Annotated in this window: 16 protein-coding genes; 6 read left to right on the top strand and 10 right to left on the bottom strand. The window is 70.8% G+C overall.

Going from position 1 to position 16738, the window contains the following annotated elements:
- Position 1: 1 nt before the first annotated feature.
- Together AB5J50_RS40180 and AB5J50_RS40175 are read left to right on the top strand one after the other, a co-directional pair.
- Positions 2-823: an enoyl-CoA hydratase-related protein gene (locus AB5J50_RS40180; protein ID WP_327433030.1), complete on the top strand. Its 822-nt coding sequence runs from the start codon at positions 2-4 to the stop codon at positions 821-823.
- A 99-nt stretch (positions 824-922) separates the two neighbouring features.
- Positions 923-1684 (top strand): SDR family NAD(P)-dependent oxidoreductase, encoded by a 762-nt coding sequence (locus tag AB5J50_RS40175; RefSeq protein ID WP_369263581.1) that lies wholly within the window; start codon positions 923-925, stop codon positions 1682-1684.
- A 71-nt stretch (positions 1685-1755) separates the two neighbouring features.
- On the opposite strand, the gene AB5J50_RS40170 is transcribed toward AB5J50_RS40175, so the two are convergent.
- On the bottom strand, positions 1756-2709 hold the full coding sequence (locus AB5J50_RS40170) for an NAD-dependent epimerase/dehydratase family protein (protein WP_369263580.1): 954 nt from the start codon (positions 2707-2709) through the stop codon (positions 1756-1758).
- A gap of 14 nt (positions 2710-2723) precedes the next feature.
- Entirely contained in the window at positions 2724-3587 is an 864-nt protein-coding gene (locus AB5J50_RS40165; RefSeq protein ID WP_369263579.1) for a thioesterase II family protein, read from the bottom strand.
- A 284-nt stretch (positions 3588-3871) separates the two neighbouring features.
- On the opposite strand from AB5J50_RS40165, the gene AB5J50_RS40160 reads away from it, so the two are divergent.
- Complete coding sequence (locus tag AB5J50_RS40160; protein ID WP_369263578.1) at positions 3872-5353, top strand: helix-turn-helix domain-containing protein; 1482 nt, start codon at positions 3872-3874, stop codon at positions 5351-5353.
- 82 nt (positions 5354-5435) lie between these two features.
- Here the strand turns inward: AB5J50_RS40160 and AB5J50_RS40155 are convergent, their stop codons facing one another.
- On the bottom strand, positions 5436-6905 hold the full coding sequence (locus AB5J50_RS40155; protein WP_369263577.1) for a flavin monoamine oxidase family protein: 1470 nt from the start codon (positions 6903-6905) through the stop codon (positions 5436-5438).
- Between the two features lie 227 nt (positions 6906-7132).
- Between AB5J50_RS40155 and AB5J50_RS40150 the strand changes: the two genes are divergently transcribed.
- Positions 7133-7630, top strand: a complete 498-nt coding sequence (locus AB5J50_RS40150; RefSeq protein ID WP_369263576.1) for a cupin domain-containing protein — start codon at positions 7133-7135, stop codon at positions 7628-7630.
- 120 nt (positions 7631-7750) lie between these two features.
- On the opposite strand, the gene AB5J50_RS40145 is transcribed toward AB5J50_RS40150, so the two are convergent.
- The 7 genes from AB5J50_RS40145 to AB5J50_RS40115 all read right to left on the bottom strand — a co-directional run bounded on the left by AB5J50_RS40145 (position 7751) and on the right by AB5J50_RS40115 (position 13206).
- Positions 7751-8188, bottom strand: a complete 438-nt coding sequence (locus AB5J50_RS40145; protein ID WP_369263575.1) for a TIGR03618 family F420-dependent PPOX class oxidoreductase — start codon at positions 8186-8188, stop codon at positions 7751-7753.
- A gap of 281 nt (positions 8189-8469) precedes the next feature.
- Entirely contained in the window at positions 8470-9723 is a 1254-nt protein-coding gene (locus AB5J50_RS40140; protein ID WP_369263574.1) for an IS701 family transposase, read from the bottom strand.
- Between the two features lie 152 nt (positions 9724-9875).
- Positions 9876-10331 carry a nuclear transport factor 2 family protein gene (locus AB5J50_RS40135; protein WP_369263573.1) on the bottom strand — a complete coding sequence of 152 codons (456 nt, stop codon included), beginning with the start codon at positions 10329-10331 and terminating at the stop codon, positions 9876-9878.
- A 47-nt stretch (positions 10332-10378) separates the two neighbouring features.
- Positions 10379-10783 carry a VOC family protein gene (locus AB5J50_RS40130; protein ID WP_369263572.1) on the bottom strand — a complete coding sequence of 135 codons (405 nt, stop codon included), beginning with the start codon at positions 10781-10783 and terminating at the stop codon, positions 10379-10381.
- Complete coding sequence (locus AB5J50_RS40125) at positions 10780-12372, bottom strand: GMC family oxidoreductase (RefSeq protein ID WP_369263571.1); 1593 nt, start codon at positions 12370-12372, stop codon at positions 10780-10782. The genes AB5J50_RS40130 and AB5J50_RS40125 overlap by 4 nt, the downstream gene beginning before the upstream one ends.
- Before the next feature lie 14 nt (positions 12373-12386).
- Positions 12387-12761, bottom strand: a complete 375-nt coding sequence (locus AB5J50_RS40120) for a nuclear transport factor 2 family protein (protein ID WP_327433018.1) — start codon at positions 12759-12761, stop codon at positions 12387-12389.
- A gap of 22 nt (positions 12762-12783) precedes the next feature.
- On the bottom strand, positions 12784-13206 hold the full coding sequence (locus AB5J50_RS40115; RefSeq protein WP_327433017.1) for a nuclear transport factor 2 family protein: 423 nt from the start codon (positions 13204-13206) through the stop codon (positions 12784-12786).
- 363 nt (positions 13207-13569) lie between these two features.
- On the opposite strand from AB5J50_RS40115, the gene AB5J50_RS40110 reads away from it, so the two are divergent.
- Together AB5J50_RS40110 and AB5J50_RS40105 are read left to right on the top strand one after the other, a co-directional pair.
- Entirely contained in the window at positions 13570-15555 is a 1986-nt protein-coding gene (locus tag AB5J50_RS40110; RefSeq protein ID WP_369263570.1) for an MFS transporter, read from the top strand.
- On the top strand, positions 15552-16643 hold the full coding sequence (locus AB5J50_RS40105; RefSeq protein ID WP_369263569.1) for an AMP-binding protein: 1092 nt from the start codon (positions 15552-15554) through the stop codon (positions 16641-16643). The genes AB5J50_RS40110 and AB5J50_RS40105 overlap by 4 nt, the downstream gene beginning before the upstream one ends.
- Positions 16644-16738: the final 95 nt, after the last annotated feature.

Raw genomic sequence — 16738 nt, 5'->3', positions numbered from 1 at the left:
GATGACGGTCACCACGGTCGCTGAACTCCCGCTCGGGAGCCGGGAGTTCAGCACGATCCGGGTCACCTGGGGCGGCGGGGTGGCGCACATCCTCCTCGACCGCCCCGAGCGGCGGAACGCCATCGATCTGACGCTCGCCCGCGAACTGCTGGACGCGGTGCACCTGGAGCCGGTGGCCCGGGCCCGGTGCGTGCTGCTCTCCGGCGCCGGCGCGCACTTCTGTGTCGGCGGTGACCTGAAGAGCTTCCGTGCCCAGCCGGACATCCCCGGTCACCTCCTGGAGGTGACCAGCCATCTGCACGCGGCGCTCGCCCGGCTGGTCGCGAACGACGCCCCCCTCGTGGTGGCGGCCGGCGGCCATGTCGCGGGTGCCGGACTCGGGGTCGCCTGCCTCGCGGACGTGCTGCTCACCGAGGAGGGCGCCACCTTCCGGTCGGCGTACGCCGCGCTCGGGCTCACCCCCGACGCCGCCACCAGCCATCAGCTCCCCCATCTCGTCGGACTGCGCCGGGCCCAGCGGATGACCCTGCTCGGCCATGTACTGAAGGCCGAGGAGGCCGTCGAGTGGGGGTTGTGCACCGAGGTCGTACCGGCCGGGCGGCTCGCCGAGCGGGCCCGGCAGGTCGCCGAGCAGCTCGCCGCGGGACCCACCCGCGCCTTCGGCGAGAGCGCGCGGCTGCTGCGCGCGGCGTCGCGCCGGGCGCTGGCCGAGCATCTGGAGGACGAGTCGACGACGCTGCGGGCCACCGCGCGCACCGCGGACGCGGCCGAGGGCATCGCGGCGTTCGTCGAACGCAGGCCCGCCGCGTTCCGAGGGCACTGAGGCCAACGGCCCCACTGAAGTCAACAGCCCCTGGCCCCCTGGGCCTCGACCAGCGAGACCCCACGGCACTGAGACACGTACCGGAAGAGACGAGGAGTCATGAACATCGAAGGGAACGTCGCCCTCATCACGGGCGGCACCTCGGGCCTGGGACTCGCCCTGGCCCGGCGGCTGCTCGCCGCGGGGGCCCAGGTCGTGCTGACCGGCCGCGACGCCGAGCGGGGCGCGAAGGCGGCGGCCGAACTCGGCCACGACATCGGCTTCGTGCGGGGCGACGTCTCCCGCGAGGAGGACGTCGAGGCCGCGGTCGCCGAGGCGATGCGCAGGGGCCGACTCGGTATCGCGGTCAACTGCGCGGGCTCCGCCCGGACGGGCCGGGTCCTGGGCCGTGGAGGCCCGCTGCCGGCCGCCGACTTCGAGGAGGTCGTCCGCGTCAATCTGCTCGGCACCTTCAATGTCGTACGACTGGCGGCCGAGGCGATGGCCGGCAACGAGCCGCAGGACGGCGACCGGGGCGTGGTGGTGTGCACGGCGTCCATCGCGGCCTTCGACGGCATGGCGGGACAGGCGGCCTACGCGGCGTCCAAGGCGGGCGTCACCGGTATGACGCTGCCGCTCGCACGGGATCTGGCCAAGCATGCGATCCGGGTGGTGACCGTGGCACCGGGGCTGTTCGAGACTCCGATGGTCGCGGGCCTGCGCGACGACATGCGGGCCTCGCTGGTGGCGCAGACTCCGCACCCCGGGCGCATGGGCAGGCCCGACGAGTTCGCCTCGCTGGTCACCCATGTCGTGGAGAACCCGATGCTCAACGGCGAGGTCATCCGGCTGGACGGGGCGGTACGTCTCGGTGTCGCGTGAGACGCACCGCCACCGCCTTCCCGGGATCAGTCAGCCGCTCAGGCCGCCGCCGGGTTCGGGCCGCGCGCTCCTCAAGCAGCGGCCGGCGAGGCCGTGTTGCGCAGTTCCGCGGTGAACCCGGTACGCCAGGTGGGGTACCGCGGGGTCCAGTCGAGCTGCAGCTTGGCGCGGGCGTTGTCCGCGCCGCGCAGCTGGGTCATGAAGGCGACGCCCCAGCCGCCGACGGCCATCCGGGCGAGCGCGGCGGGCGCGCCCTTGGGCCCCCGCGCGCCGAGGATGTCGGCCAGTTCGGGCAGCCAGACGTTCATCGGCGCGGGCTCGTCGTCCACCACGTTCAGTACGCCGTTGTAGTCGGACTTGAGCGCCGCGACCACCGCGGCGGCGGCGTCCCGGGTGTGGGTGAAGGAGAAGGTCGCGGTGCCGCCGCCGACCAGGGGCACCTTGCCCGCCCTCACCTGCTGGACGAACGAGCCGTCGGGGGCGTAGATCGTGCCCGGCCCGTAGAGGTGCCCGAGACGCAGGACGGCGCCCTCGGCGAGCAGCGTCTGCCGCTCCAGGTCACGCAGCGCGCCGAGCACCGGCACGAACTGCTTGGGCGGGTTCTTCCACAGCGGCGCATCCTCGTCGGCGGCGCCCGTGCCGCTCGGATCGTACGCGTAGGCGAGGCCCTGCGAGACGACCCGTTGTACGCCGATGTCGCGGGCGGCTTCGAAGAGGTTGCGGGTGCCTTCGGTGCGCAGCCGGTTGGTCAGTTCGAAGTCCTTGGCCAGGCGGCGCGGATTGATCTCGGCCGGGATGGCCGTGAGCATGTTGACGACAGCCTGCGGTGCGGCGGAGCGCAGCGCCTTGGCGACGGCCGCGCGGTCCAGGGCGTCGGCCTCGACGACCTTCGCGCCGAGCCGGTCGGCGGCCGTCGCGCTGCGTCCGGGACGGGACAGCACGACCACGTCGTGGCCCGCCGAGCGCAGCAGCGGCACCAGCTGCCGACCGATGACGCCGGTCCCGCCGGCGACGAGAACTTGCATGACAACTCCAGGAATCAGGCCCCGGCTGCCCGGGAACGATGGGTGACTTCAGGACGGGCGACGGTGCGCCGCTGCGACAGTTCGTCGATGTGATGCCGGTCACTGTCATAGGTGAACTCGCCGAGCTCGTGGGCGAGTTCGGCGAGCAGCGGCGGTGGTGCGTCGAGGAAGGCATGGTGCCCGCCGGGAAGGGTGACGCGGCGGAAGGCGCCCTGCGCCGAGCAGGCCGCCCAGCCCGCCATCCGCTCCGGCGCCACCTGGTCGTCGTCGCGCCAGCCGATGGCGTGCACACCGATGGGCAGGGGCACCGGGAGCTGCACGCTGTAGCGCCGGGCGGCGGTGACGTCGGCCCGCAGGACGCGCAGCCCCGCGGTGAGGGTGGCGAGCGACTCCGCGCCGCCCATGACCCGGGTGAGCCTGCCGATCTCGGTGACGAGCTGCGCGTCGGTCATCCGCAGCAGCGGCCCCCATGGACCGTGGTGGGGCGCCAGCTGGGAGGAGACGAAGAGCCTTGCCGGTAACGGCAGTTGCCGCCGGACCAGCCGCACGGTGAGCGCGAAGGCCTGCAGCGCTCCGGTGCTGTGCCCGAGGAGGGCGAAGGGCCGGTCGAGCCAGGGCAGCAGCGCGTCGGCGGCCCGTGCGGCGAACGCCTCGTACGTGCCGTAGTGCTCCTCGCCCCGGCGCGCCTCACGGCCGGGCGGCTGGACCCGGCAGAGTTCGGCGCCGCCGACGCGGTCCGGCCAGTGCCGGTAGGTCGAGGCACCGAGGCCCGGGTACGGAAAGCAGAACACGCGGGCGGTGGCGTCCGGCGCGGGCGTACGGGACAGCCAGGGTTCGGTCCTCGGCCGCGCGGGCGGCTCAGCGGTGCCGCCGGCCATCGGGCATCCTGGGCATGGTTCGACCCCTTCCCCAGAGGGAATTTGACTTCCGTAGTCAAGTCCATGCACATCGGACAGTCAATCAAATCTGACACAGTGTGGCGGTCAGCTGCGGCACAGCACGTCGGAGCGGGTGCGACGGCAATAGGAGGGGAACAGACTTCGGCCATTGAGTCGGCAGCCTCATTGACACACTGACAAATGGCGGTAAACAAGAAGTCGCACCGTGCCCGCAACCACCCCCCATGCTGTGCAAGGGCATGTCAGTAAGCCCCTGGAGAAACATGAAACCGCCACTGAGCGTGTCCAGCGGCATCGGCCGGCGTCTGCGTGAGCAGCGCCGGCGGCGCGGCCTCAACCAACAGGACCTGGCCTCCGAAGACATATCCGTCAGTTATGTGTCCCTGATCGAGACGGGCAAGAGAATGCCGTCGCCCGCGGTCCTCGAAGCGCTCGCCGACCGCGTGGGCTGCTCCGTGGAGTATCTGCGCACCGGACGCGACGACAACCGCGGCAAGGAGCTCCGGCTCAAACTCGCGTTCGCGGACATCGCGCTGCGCAACGGGGCGTACGGCGAGGCCCTCCAGTCCTACGCCGAAGTCCTCGAGTCCGCCCCGCTCCTCGACGCGCCGGCGCTGCGCAGGGCGAAGCTCGGGCAGGCCCTGACCATGGAACGACTGGGCCGCACCGAGCCCGCTCTCCACCTCCTGCACGCCCTCTATGAATCACCCGACACGACACCGGGCTCCGCCGAGTGGGCCCAGCTGGCGATCGCGCTGTGCCGTTGCTATCGCGCCGCCGGTGACCTGGACATGAGCATCGAGATAGGCGAGAAGGCCACCCGCACTCTGGACGATCTCGGGCTCGAGATGACGGACGACCATGTGCAGCTCGGCACCGCCCTGATGGGCTGCTACCAGCTTCGCGGCAACCTGCCCCGGGCTCATATGCTGGCCGCCCGGCTGGTCGAGACCGCGGACTCCACGGGTTCGCGGGCGACGCGCGGCTCGGCGTACTGGAACGCGGGCCTGGTCGCCCACTCCCGCGGCCGGACCAGTGAGGCGCTCGCCCTCATCGAGCGGGCCCTGGTGCTCATGGCGCAGACCGACAACGTCCGGCATCAGGCGATGCTCAAGGGTTCGTACGGCATCCTGCTGCTCGAATCCCATGCGCCGGAGCCCGCGCGGGCACTGCGGCTCCTCAAGGAGGCGCGGCGCGATCTGGCCGAAGTCGGCACCGCCCTGGAGTGCGCGCTCGCCGAAATGGGCGTCGCCTGGGCCACGTTGAGGTGCGGTCGCGCCGAGGAGGCGGTGACCCTCGCCGAGCGGGCGCTGGGCCTGTTCAGCGTGCAGGACACCGTGGAGGTCGTCGAGGCGCGGTTCATCCTCGGTGAGGCGCTCTTCGCGACCGGGGAGAGCGGGCGCGGCGAGTCCGCGTTCCAGGAGGCCGTACGGCAGTTGGGCCGGCTCGCACCAGGCAGGAAGACGTCGAAGCTGTGGCGCAGGCTCGGCGACTTCTGGCAGCAGCAGGGGCGGTCGGCCGAGGCGCTGGGCGCCTATCAGCAGGCGCTGGCGGGGGTCGGGCTGCATCCGCTGCCGGCGCCCGAGCCGGTACTGACGGAACACCTGCCCGCAATCGAGCCGGTGCCGACGGAACACCTGCCCGCGATCGAGCCGGTGCCGACGGAACAGTTGCCGGCGGCAGGGCCGGCGTCGGCGGAACGGTTGCCGGCGGCCGAGCCGGTGCTGACCGAGCGGCAGCGCTGAGTCGTGCGGGCGCGTCCCGGTCGGCCGGGATGCGCCCGCACGCCCGTCGAGCAGGGCTGATTCACCTGTGAGGAGGTCCGTCTCACCCCTTGAGGATGTCCGCGGCGGCCTGCTCGCCGGAGCGGACGGCGCCCTCCATGTGCCCGTTCCAGAAGGTCGCGGTCTCGGCGCCCGCCCAGTGGATGACTCCGGCGGTCTTCCTGATGGAGGAGCCGAAACGGGTGAGGACGCCGGGCGGCGTGAAGCCGGGGGCGCCGCCGCGGGTGTACTCCTCGGCGTCCCAGCGCCCCAGCACGAACTCGGTGGGCGTGGCCGCCTGGGAGCCGAAGTAGCGCGCCAGGTCGTCGAGGATCAGCTGCTTGATGGTGGCGTCGCTCTTGTCCTCGACCGCGCGCATCTGGTCACCGTCGAGGAAGGCGAGCAGGGCGCCGTACGAGCCGTCGGGAGGCGAGTTGTCGAAGGTGCTGCGGGTGGTGCCGGTCAGGGCCGCCACCTGGCCGTTGAGGCCCGCGTCCCGCCAGAACGGCTTGTCGTAGACCGCGATCGCCTTGCCGATGGAGGAGAGCGGGAAGCGCTGGGTGAGCTGGTCGCGGGTGGCGGGCAGCGCGGGGCTGTAGACGATGCGGCCGGCGAGGGTGGGCGGGAGGGCGACGACGACCGAACTCGCCGTCACCGCTAGGCCGTCGGCGACGACGAGGGCCGAGCTGCCCGACTGGACGATCCGCCGGACCGGGGCCTTGAGCACGACCTTGCTGCCGAGTGCCGCGGCCATCTTCGTGGCGAGCTGGTAGGGGCCGCCGACGAAGCGCGAGTCGCGGGCGCCGCCCAGGGTGCTGATGAGCCGGGTGAGGTTGCCCGGGTTGGTCTCGTTCCCGGAGACCGCGATGTAGTTCAGGATCCACAGCAGGGAGATGTCGCGGGACTCGGCGGACAGCGCGCCGTTGGACATCAGATGCAGGATCGTCTTCGCGTTGGCGTTGGTGACGTTGCCCTCGATCCAGCTCGCGAAGGTCTGCCCGTCGAGCTCCTCGGCCTTGGGCGCGGTCCAGGGCGCGTCCACGGGGATGGTCGAGGCGAGGGTGTCGAGCTGGTAGATGGCCTGGCCGAGGGCCTGGTAGGAGTCGTTGTCCATGGGCGGCAGCGCGCCGCTGTAGCGGATCAGGGTGCCGTCGGCTGTGTAGTAGATGCTCTCGCCGGTGTTGTAGCCGGTGAACGTCTTGACGCCGAGTTCGTCGGCCAGCGCCTGGAGCCGGGTCTGGGTGGGGCCGGTGAACTGGCCGCCGCGCTCTATGGTTCCGCCGTTGGCCAGACCTATGTCGTGGACCCGGCCGCCCACCCGGTCGCGGGCCTCCAGAACCAGCACCTTCTTGCCGGCGGCGACCAGCTTGCGGGCCGCGGTCAGCCCCGCGAGGCCCGCGCCGACGACCACCGTGTCGACGACGGCGTCCGCGCCCTCGGTGGTCTGCGCCCGGGAGGGGCTCGCCACGGCGGCCGTGGTGGCGGCGCCCGCCCCCAGGGCGACACCGGCGCCGAGGAGGCTTCTGCGGTTCATTTGCGGTCTCATGATTCCCCTTCGAATGCGTTGCGGTGGGTCGCGGTGCGTTGCCGAAGAAAGTGCGACGCAGCCCGTCCTATCAAGACTGGGTCGAGTGTTTCGAAATCACGTACGCACGCGGGGAATTGTCCGGGTGTCGTCGCCGCACTGCGTCAAGTTCCGTGGACAGGAATATGCGTTGTGGATACAACAGCAGTCACCGGAATTCTCGGGAGGGTAAAAGGATGTCTGCATTCCGCCATGAACCCGTGCTCGTTCGGGGCGCTGAGGCCGAGACCATCAGCCACTCCACCGGCGCGGCGTTTCTGCTCACCGACGCGGGCAGCACCGCGGGGGCGCTCAGCTGCCACCGGGTGCTGCTCGCCCCGGGCGCCGACGGCTCCGCGCCGCACTATCACGCCCGTTCGTCGGAGCTGTTCTATGTCGTCGCCGGCGCCGTGCAGTTGCTCAACGACGACAAGGTCGTCGAGGCGGGCCGCGGCGACCTGGTGGTCGTACCGCCGTTCATGCCGCACGCCTTCGCCGCCGTACCCGGCTCGGAGGCAGAGCTGCTGATCACCATCACGCCGGGCGTCGACCGCTTCGACTACTTCCGGCTGCTCGGCCGGATCGTCAACGGCGAGGCCCCGTACGCGGATCTGCTCGCTGTCGAGGACAGCTTCGACAGCCACTCGGTGCACAGCGAGATCTGGGCGGCCGCGCGTTCACCGCAGGCGGCCTGAGGGGCGCCGCGGAGGGCTCGCGAAGGCCCGTGGCATCCGGACCGGCAGGACGTCTTCACTGCCGGTCCGGGCGACCGCGGGCCTTTCTCGTGTCCCGTGTCTGCATGTGCCCGGGACCGCTCAGTCCCAGGGGCCGAAGCCGGTCACCCGGTCGATGGTGACGCGGACGACGAAGCCGGTGGCGTTCGCGAAGCGGTCCGCGGGCCAGGACGCTCCGGCGTCCAGGTACGGCACGGCGATCCGGCCGAGCAGGGCGACGGCGCCGCCCTGAAGGACTTCGGCGGTGCCGTGCGCCACGAAGTGGTACTCCATGCCGTCGGGGCTCTTGGCCCCCGACGCCATGGAGAGGGCGACCCGCGGGTCGCGGCGCAGATTGCGGATCTTCTGCTGCTCGTAGAGGTGGCCGGAGACGACCCGGTCCTCCTCGTCGAGTCCGACCCAGACACAGGCCACCTGCGGGCTGCCGTCCGGGTTGAGGGTCACCATGTGCGCGAGATGGCCGGAGGTGAGAGCCCGGCGCACCGGTGCGGTCAGCTGGTAGCGCGTTGTGGTGCTCACAGTGGTACCTCTCTCATGGCCCGGCCGGTGAAGGGGAAACAGCTCCCGCCGCCCGACCCCTGGCGGCGGGAGCTGTGCGGGGACACCGCTTCGGAAAGCGTCCCCGGTATGTGGGGGATTCATGGGGAGGGAAAACCGCTCGTGTGCATTCCCTCGCCTCGGTCAAGTCGCCTCGGTCCAGCACGAGTCACTCAAGCAGTAGTCAGTCAACCAAAGCCGAACTTCTGAATTCCGCCCGGGCGGTTCGCGGTTCGGTACTGCGTCATATGGCGCCGAATTCTTCATGAAGAGACGCTGGACACGACGGGAACGGCGGGAACGGCCCCGTGCCGGCGTATCGCGCCGGCCGCCCGGCGGGCCGCGAGCCGCTCCAGGGCCTGGAAGCCGTGGGCCGCGGAGGCCAGCGTCACATGGTGGTGCCAGCCCCGGAAGGAGCGGCCCTCGAAGTCGACGAGGCCGCACTCCTCGCGCAGCCGCCCGAGGTCGTAGCGGGAGCGCCAGCGCAGCTTCGCCGTGGAGACGAGATCGGGGAGCCGGCGCGAGCCGAGGTTGGTGACCCAGTACGTCCGCGGCTGCGGCCGCCCGGCCGGCCATTCGACGAGGAGCTGGCGGGGCCTGCGGAAGCGGCGCTCGCCGTGCCGGACGGCCGGGCCGCCGGGGCCCGCCGGGATCTGCGCGGCGAGGAACTGCGACTGCCTCACCCGGCTCTCGACGCCTTCGCGCCAGGCGAGGGTGACGCGGGCGCTGCGGCGGCCCGCCGTGTGCATCATGTCGGCGGCCGTGCCCAGCACGACGGGCGATCCGTTCGCCGAGGGGGCCGCCAGCAACGGTGCGCCACCGGCGACTTCGACGAGATAGCCGAGCCCGCGGGCCTCCAGCCCGTCGAGTAACGGGAGGACGTCGGGTTCGTGCCGCCAGTCGGCGAGTATCGGAGCGGGCCTGAGGTCCCACTCCTGCACCATCTCGTCGAGGCTGTGCAGCACATGCCGCCAGCGGGGCTGGTGGCGCTCGACGTCCGGCACCCGGGCCGCGCCGCGCCGCCGCTCGTCGTCGTCCCAGTGCGGCGGCATCAGCAGCCGCCAGTTCACCGGGATGCTGGCGTCCTCGGTGGCGAGGGACACGGCCAGGCCCAGTTGGCAGTTGGCGGTGCGGCCCTCGGCCGGCACGAACTGCCGGGCCACACCGGCCGAGTGGTTGCCGTTCTTCGGGAAGACCACCTCGTCCACCACCCAGGCGTCGGGTTCGGCGGCGAGGAAGACCTGCTCGGCGAGGCGTTTACGGACGTCCGTCACCTCCCAGGGACTCTGGCTCACGAACTGTTGCAGTGACTGGGAGGCGCGGCGGCCGAGGACATGCTCGGAGATACGGGCCGGAGTCTTGCGGCCACTGGCATCGAGCAGTCCGCGCACATAGACCTCGCCCCAGCGGCGCTGGTCGGAGCGGGCGAACGGCGAGAAGAGATACGCGCAGTATTCGGAGAGACCGTCTCCCCGGCCCCGCTCCCGCGTGGCGTTCAGGTCAGCGTTCAAAGACATGGAGACCCCCTGCGTGAAGCATCAATGCTAGTTAACTCCGGCTGTGAAAATCTGTCAAGTCACCAGTAAATCAGCGGTTTTGGGGGCTGTCATACGCCAACGGGCGGAGTCTCCGACCTGGAGACTCCGCCCGTTGCGGCAGTGGTGGTTGTTTACAGCGACGCCGAGCCCTCCATGGGGTCCAGGTCGTCCACGATGTACGTCTTCACCAGCGGACTGCCGTCCTCACCTGCGACGACGATCCAGGTCTGGTACGCGTCGAAGCCCAGCCACTGGCTGCGCGCCGCGGGCGGGTTCCAGATGTGGGCCTGCCAGTTGACAACCACCTTGACAAGCGCCTCACCGCGGGCGGTGGGCTCCACCTCGACGCTCTTGAGCTCGTGCACCTCGTCGAAGAAGCGGTTGGTCACCGCCTCGTACCAGCCCTTGAACTCGTCCAGCGTCGTGAGCGTCGCTTCGGGGAAGCGCATCTCCAGGCCGTCCTGGACGAGATAGGGCAGCACCTGCTCCAGCGGGACGTGCTGGTCCAGGGCGATGTACCAGTCGCGGACCGCGTCACGGATGGACTGCTCGGTCAAAGAGGGGCCGAGCAGGGTGGATTCGGTCATGGGAAGCCTTCTTCCTCGTACGCGTGTGATCGGTCTCTTCAGTCGATTCAGGCGTCCCGATAGCCCTCGCTGACCTCCACGATCACCCCGTCCGGGTCGGTCAGCCACACGCTCTGCCACCCGGGGATGAAGTCGTCGAAGTGCAGCGGGCCCAGCGTCACCGGGACCTCGTCGCCCACCTTGGTGAGGAAGGCGTCCAAGTCGTCGGTCTGGAAGGCCAGATGGCGGGCCACGCCCGGCTGGGCGGGACCGTCCCCGGCCGGCTTCACCAGCGGCTCGGTGTCGGAGTGGAACAGTTCCAGATAGACGTCGCCCTGCCGCAGGAACACGATCCGGTCGTCGTCCAGTTCCACCGTGCGCGCCCGGCTGAAGCCGAACCACCGCTCGTAGAAGGCCTCCGTCGCCCCCAGATCACGGCAGTTGAGCCCCACATGGGACCACCGCAGGCTCATGTGCCCCCCTTGATGAGGTCGGCGGCCCGCTCGGCGATCGCCGCGATGGCCGTGTTGCAGTTGCCCGAGGGCACCGCGGGCATCACGCTCGCGTCGACGACACGCAGCGCGGTCACCCCGTGCACCTTCAGGTCCGGGTCGACGACGGAGAGATCGTCGATGCCCATGCGGCACGAGCCGGCCTGGTGGTGGTAGCTGTCCGCGCGCTCGCGCACGAACCGTTCGATGTCGGCGTCGGTGCGCACGTCCGGGCCCGGCAGCAACTCCCCCTTGAGGTGCTCCTTGAAGGCCGAGGTGGCGAAGATGTCACGGGACAGCTTCACCGCCTGCACCAGCCGCTCGACGTCGGACCGGTCGCCCAGGTAGTTGGGGTCGACCAGCGGCTTGGCGAACGGGTCCGCGCTCGCCAGCCGCACCGAGCCCCGGGAGTTGGGGCGCACCACACCGGGCAGGATGCTGACGGCGTTGGGGTGCTGCTGCCCGACGATGATGTCGAATGGCACATGCACGAAGGCGATTTGCAGGTCGGGCGCGATCAGTCCGGGCCGCGAGGTGGCGAACAGCGCCGACTCGGAGAGGTTCTGGTGGCCCTGCTCGACCGGCTCCACGGTCTCGGCGATGAGCCCCGTGAGCACATGGTTGTGGAAGTTCTCGCCCACACCCGGCAGCCCCGCGGTGACCTCGATGCCCAGCGGCCGCAGCTGCTCGGGGGAACCGACGCCGGACAGCAGCAGGATCTTGGGCGACTCGATCGCGCCCGCGCACAGCAGGACCTCGGCGCCCGCCCGTACCGTGTGCTCACCGGGCTCGCCGGGCCGGGCGTTGCGTACCGTACGCCCCTCGCCGGTGAAGGCGACCTCCTGCTGGACGTAGGTGACACCCGTGCAGCGGCCGTCCTCGATCACCAGCCGGGCCACCTGGGCGCCCGTACGGAGTGTCAGGTTCGGCCGGTCCAGGGCGGGTTCGAGGTACGAGACCAGCGCGCCGCGCCGCCTGCCGTCGCGGGCATCGAGATGGTGCCAGCCCGCGCCGATCATCCGCGAGCCGTTGAAGTCGTCCAGCTCGGTGTGGCCCAGCTCCACGCACGCGTCGATGAAGGTGCGCGAGAGCGGATTGGGGTGGTGCGCGCCCGCGTTGGTGACGACCTGGGGTCCGCCGATGCCCGTCTCGGGTCCGTGCGGGTCCTCCTGGTCCTCCATCCTGCGGAAGTACGGCAGCAGGTCCTCGTACGACCAGCCGGCGGCGCCCTGGTACGCCCAGGCGTCGAAGTCCGAGGGGTGCCCGCGGACGTGCATCATGATGTACAGGTTGCTGCTGCCGCCGGGGATCTTGCCCCGCGGTTCGTACGTCGACCGCCCGCCCAGCGCCGGCTGCGGAACGCTCGTGTAGCCCCAGTCGACCTCGGAGCCCAGCAGGGTGAACCAGAGCGGTGCCTGGTCGACGTTGGCCGGGATGTGGTTGCCGCCGGCCTCCAGGAGCAGGACCCGTACCGCGGGGTCCTCGGTGAGGCGGGCGGCGAGCACGGAGCCCGCGGTTCCCGCGCCCACGATGATGTAGTCGTAGTCGCTGTGGTCCTCGTGTTCCGCCATGTCGGCTCCCGCCGCTAGTCGGTCCCGAGTACGGGCTGGAACGGGACGGTGTCGTGGTGGTTCGACATGTAGGAGATCCGCCCGTCGACCACCTGGAAGTAGTTGACGACGTCGGCCTCGATCGGCTCGCCGGAGTGCGTGGCCGCCGAGATGTGCGAGACGACGGCGGCCTGCTCACCCTCGATCACGATGTGCCGCGGGGTGTTGGTGAACGCGGCGTACATCGCGGGGAAGCCCTTCATCATGGCGCGCAGGGTCTCCCGCCCCTCGACGTGCCCGGCGAGCTGCTCGTCCATGGTCTGGCGCTCGGCGAACAGATCCGTCCAGGCCTCCCAGTCACCCTTGTTGGCCAGCTCGTAGTAGCTGTTCACCACTTGCCTGGTGTCCACGTGTGTCTCCCTCGGACAGGGATCAGACGGCGATGCGCTCGTCGATCGGCTTGAGCTGGAAGACGGTCCACATGAAGCGGTCCACGCTGTGCTGGTCCGCGGTGTGCACCTGGACGTCGGCGATCCGCCCGTCGCGGATGCCGTACGTCGTGGACGTCGGGAACAGGTACTCCTCGGTGTCCGCCTTCGCGTGGCCGAGGTGCTTCTCGACGACGGTGCCGTCGTCCAGTTCGCCGAAGTGGACGTTGTCGACGCTGACTCCGGCCTTGAACAGCTCGCCGAAGAAGGCCATGACCTGACCCGCGCCCCGGTGGTCGCCGGACAGCGGGTGGTGTCCGGGCATCTTCCAGGAGATCTCCGGGTGGAACAGCTCTTCCTGGATGCGGTCCAGCTGGCCGGAGTTGAAGTACTCGTACATCTTCAGTACGAGGTCGGTGTTCGACACAGCGCTCTCCTCGGATCGTGGTGGTTGTCTCACAGCGGCGGCCGGGCCCGGCGGGGGGTTCACGGTGCCGGGCCCGACGGCCGCTCGGCGGGACCCGCCGCGCGCCGTGAAGGGGGGATCGGCGCCTGCGGTCCGGCCGGCTCGGGTGAAGCAGCGTCGTACGAAGGAAAGTGAATTCTTTTGTCCCGGCAGTGCGGAATCAACGCAGTGCGGGATCAACTGACGCCTATTTCAGCTTCTGCAGTGCACCGCCGAGTACGAGTGAAGCCGCGGGGCCTCTCCCCCTGCGACAACATGCAATTACGTCGCCCACACTGTCGGAGGTCGGCGACGGACCCGCCTTCCGCGCACGAGACTTCCGGCATGGTGAGCACAGAGCGGGGCGGCGGGCGCGGCTGGGTGAGTCTCGCGGTGATCCTGGCCGGTGCTTTCATGGCCATTCTGGATGTGGCTGTCGTCAATGTCGCGATGCCCTCGATCCACAGCGATCTCCATACGAGCTTCGGCGCCGTCGAATTGGTGGTTTCCTCCTACACACTTCTCTACGCGAGTTTCCTGGTGACCGGTGGCCGACTGGGTGATGTCGTCGGCCGCAAAAGGATGTTCATCACCGGTCTCGCGGTATTCACGACGGCTTCCGCCCTCTGCGGTCTGGCTCCCGACATTCACATCCTGGTCGCGGCGCGTGCCCTTCAGGGGGTGGGCGGGGCGCTTCTGTATCCGCAGGTCCTCGCGATCATCCAGGTGACGTTCGACGGGCCCGAACGCGCCCGTGCCCTCGGCGTGTTCGGCTGTGTGGTGGGGGTCGCCGCGATCGCGGGGCAGATCGTCGGCGGGCTGCTGCTGGCCTGGAACCCGCTGGGGCTGGACTGGCGGCCCGCGTTCCTGATCAATGTGCCGATCGGTCTGGCCACCATGGTGGCGACCCTGCGGCTGCTGCCGCCGGACGAACCGCTGGAGCCGCGCCCCCACCTCGACTGGCGCGGCTCCGTGCTGTCCGTGCTGACCCTGGTGCTGTTCATCGTGCCGCTGCTGATGGGCCGCGACGCGGGCTGGCCGCTGTGGATGCTGCTGTCGCTCGCGGCCGCGCCCCTCGCCGCCGCCCTGTTCCTGCGGCACGAGCGCCAGGTGGCCGAGCGGGGACTCGACCCGTTGATCCGGCTCACGCTGTTCCGCAACCGCGGCTTCGCCGGCGGGGTGCCGATCGCCGCGATGTTCAGCTTCTCCTACGTCGGCTTCATGCTGGTCCTGGCCATGTATCTGCAGATCGGCCTGGGCTTCTCGGCGCTGCGGGCCGCGCTGGTCTACACGCCCAACGCCCTGGGATTCCTGATCACTTCGCTGCTGGCGGCACGGATCGCCCGGCTGCTGGGGCGCCATGTGCTGACGCTCGGCTATCTCGTCGCGGCTGTCGGGCTCTGCTCGGTCGCCGCCACGAGCGCCGCTCAGGGAGCCGGCCTCGGCGGCTGGGAACTCGCGCTGCCGCTGTTCATCGCGGGCCTGGGCCAAGGGCTCGGGATGACCCCGCTCATCGGCACCATCATCGGCACGCTCGCACCGCGCGACGCGGGGGCCGGGGCCGGTGTGGTGACCACCACGCTCCAGGTGGGCAACGCGCTGGGGGTCGCCCTGATGAGCCTGATGTTCTTCACGGTGCTCGGCGACGGCACCTCGCACGCCGCCTACGCGAGCGCCTTCTCGCAGGTGCTGCCGGTCGCCGCGCTGGTGGCGCTGACCGCCGCATTCATGGTCACCCGGCTGCCGCGCGGCACTGGTGCGTCGGGCAACGCCCTGCTGGAGCGGCTGCCCGGGCATGCCACGGGGTTCGCGTACTCCATGTATCTGATGACCGGCGGCCGCATCGGGGACCGGCTGTTCCACGAGATCCTCGGCCAGGTCGCGGAGCGCCGGGAGCGGGAGATCCGCGAGGCGCCGCGGGCCGCCGGGGACTTCCTCGTCTACCACTTCGAGTCCGCGCACCACGACGCCGCGTGGCTGACGTATCTCACGCGCGAGGCGCTCGCCTACGGCGGCGGACCCGTGCCCCACGAGGCGGAGCGGCGCGCCGTCATCCAGTCGCAGGTGGATGAGATCCGGCAGCGCCAGACCGGCGGGGAGCTGCGCCCCGAGCTCGATCCCGAGCTGCTGCGACTGCTGACCTTCGCCCTCACCAACTATCCGCGCCTGCTGCCGCAGATCACCCGGATGGCGACGGGCCTCGGCCCGGACGACCCCGGGTTCACCGCGCGCTGGGAGCTGTTCCTCCAGCAGCTGGGAGATCTGCTGCACGCGGGCCCGCCCATCACGTCCCTACCGCGCGCGAGCGCATCTTCCGGAGGACTGGAATGACGACCATCGATCCCTTCGACCCGCTCGACCCGCTCAGCTCGATCGACCCGCTGGGCTCGTTCGATCCCCTGGACTCGTTCGACCCGGTCAACCCGTTCGACGAGAACCTCGTCATCGATCTGCCCGTGTACGAGACCGTGCTCGGTGACGCCGCCGCCCGCGGCGCGAGCCCGGCGCTGGTCGACGGCGTGACCGGCCGCACCGTCGGCTACCAGGAGCTGGAGCTCGCCACTCGCCGGCTCGCGGCGGGGCTCGCCGACGCCGGTGTCGAACAGGGCGACGCCATCGCGCTGTTCAGCACCAACACCCTGTGGTTCGCTCCGGTCCTGCACGCCTGTGCCCGGGCCGGCGCGGTCGTCTGCGTGCTGGACAGCCAGGCCGACGAGGCCGAGCTGGCGGCCCAGTTGACCGAGAGCGCGACGCGGTGGCTGTTCACCACGCCCGCGCTGCTGCCCCTCGTGCGCAAGGCGCAGCGGATCGTCGGCGCGGGGCCGCACCCGGTCGAGGAGATCTTCACTCTGGAGCCGGTGGACGGCTGCCGTTCCGTCCTGGACCTCGTCGCCGTCGACGCGCCGGAACCGGTGGTGGACATCGAGCCGGTCACCGACATCGCCGTGGTGCACCACGCGGTCGGCTCCCGGCGCCGCGCCCAGCTCACCCACTCCGACATCGCGGCGGACCTCGCGGTGCTGGCCTCGGACAATCCGCTGGAGCCCGGGGAGCGGGTGCTCGCCGGGGTGCCGTTCGCCCAGCAGGACGGCCTCGCCTTCCTGACGCAGCACGCGCTGCGCAGCGGCGCCACCGTGGTCGTGGTGCCGGAGCTGCTGCACGCGCCCGAGCTGCTCGACGCGATCCGCGGGCAGCGGGTGCGGACCGCCTTCGTCACGCAGACCGTGCTCTACAGCCTGGTCGCGTCGGCTCCGGAGGACACCGGCGAGCTGGACTCCCTGGAGCGCGTCATCTGCGTGGGGCCCGAGCTGACGCCGGACACGGCGGAGACCTGCGCGGTCCTGCTGGGCGTACCGACGATCGAGTACCTCGGCCGACAGACGTTCGCGGGGATCGCACCGCCCCTGCCGGGAGCCTGAGCCGCACAGCGCAGCACAGGGTGAGGATGCGAGGGTGCCCCCGCCGGTCGTCCGGCGGCGGGGGCACCCTCAGCCGTAGGTGCCGGGGGCGCCCT

Source organism: Streptomyces sp. R35, from assembly GCF_041053035.1.
GTDB classification, from domain to species: domain Bacteria; phylum Actinomycetota; class Actinomycetes; order Streptomycetales; family Streptomycetaceae; genus Streptomyces; species Streptomyces lutosisoli.
This window is presented reverse-complemented; position numbering and strand designations above follow the sequence as displayed.

Bases quoted from the DNA above. Each gene is read 5' to 3' on its own strand.
- AB5J50_RS40155 (WP_369263577.1), bottom strand. From the start codon at position 6,905: ATGAACCGCAGAAGCCTCCTCGGCGCCGGTGTCGCCCTGGGGGCGGGC.
- AB5J50_RS40125 (WP_369263571.1), bottom strand. From the start codon at position 12,372: ATGGCGGAACACGAGGACCACAGCGACTACGACTACATCATCGTGGGC.
- AB5J50_RS40130 (WP_369263572.1), bottom strand. From the start codon at position 10,783: ATGAGCCTGCGGTGGTCCCATGTGGGGCTCAACTGCCGTGATCTGGGG.
- AB5J50_RS40160 (WP_369263578.1), top strand. From the start codon at position 3,872: ATGAAACCGCCACTGAGCGTGTCCAGCGGCATCGGCCGGCGTCTGCGT.
- AB5J50_RS40170 (WP_369263580.1), bottom strand. From the start codon at position 2,709: ATGCAAGTTCTCGTCGCCGGCGGGACCGGCGTCATCGGTCGGCAGCTG.
- AB5J50_RS40135 (WP_369263573.1), bottom strand. From the start codon at position 10,331: ATGACCGAATCCACCCTGCTCGGCCCCTCTTTGACCGAGCAGTCCATC.
- AB5J50_RS40165 (WP_369263579.1), bottom strand. From the start codon at position 3,587: ATGGCCGGCGGCACCGCTGAGCCGCCCGCGCGGCCGAGGACCGAACCC.
- AB5J50_RS40110 (WP_369263570.1), top strand. From the start codon at position 13,570: ATGGTGAGCACAGAGCGGGGCGGCGGGCGCGGCTGGGTGAGTCTCGCG.
- AB5J50_RS40180 (WP_327433030.1), top strand. From the start codon at position 2: ATGACGGTCACCACGGTCGCTGAACTCCCGCTCGGGAGCCGGGAGTTC.
- AB5J50_RS40105 (WP_369263569.1), top strand. From the start codon at position 15,552: ATGACGACCATCGATCCCTTCGACCCGCTCGACCCGCTCAGCTCGATC.
- AB5J50_RS40150 (WP_369263576.1), top strand. From the start codon at position 7,133: ATGTCTGCATTCCGCCATGAACCCGTGCTCGTTCGGGGCGCTGAGGCC.
- AB5J50_RS40140 (WP_369263574.1), bottom strand. From the start codon at position 9,723: ATGTCTTTGAACGCTGACCTGAACGCCACGCGGGAGCGGGGCCGGGGA.
- AB5J50_RS40175 (WP_369263581.1), top strand. From the start codon at position 923: ATGAACATCGAAGGGAACGTCGCCCTCATCACGGGCGGCACCTCGGGC.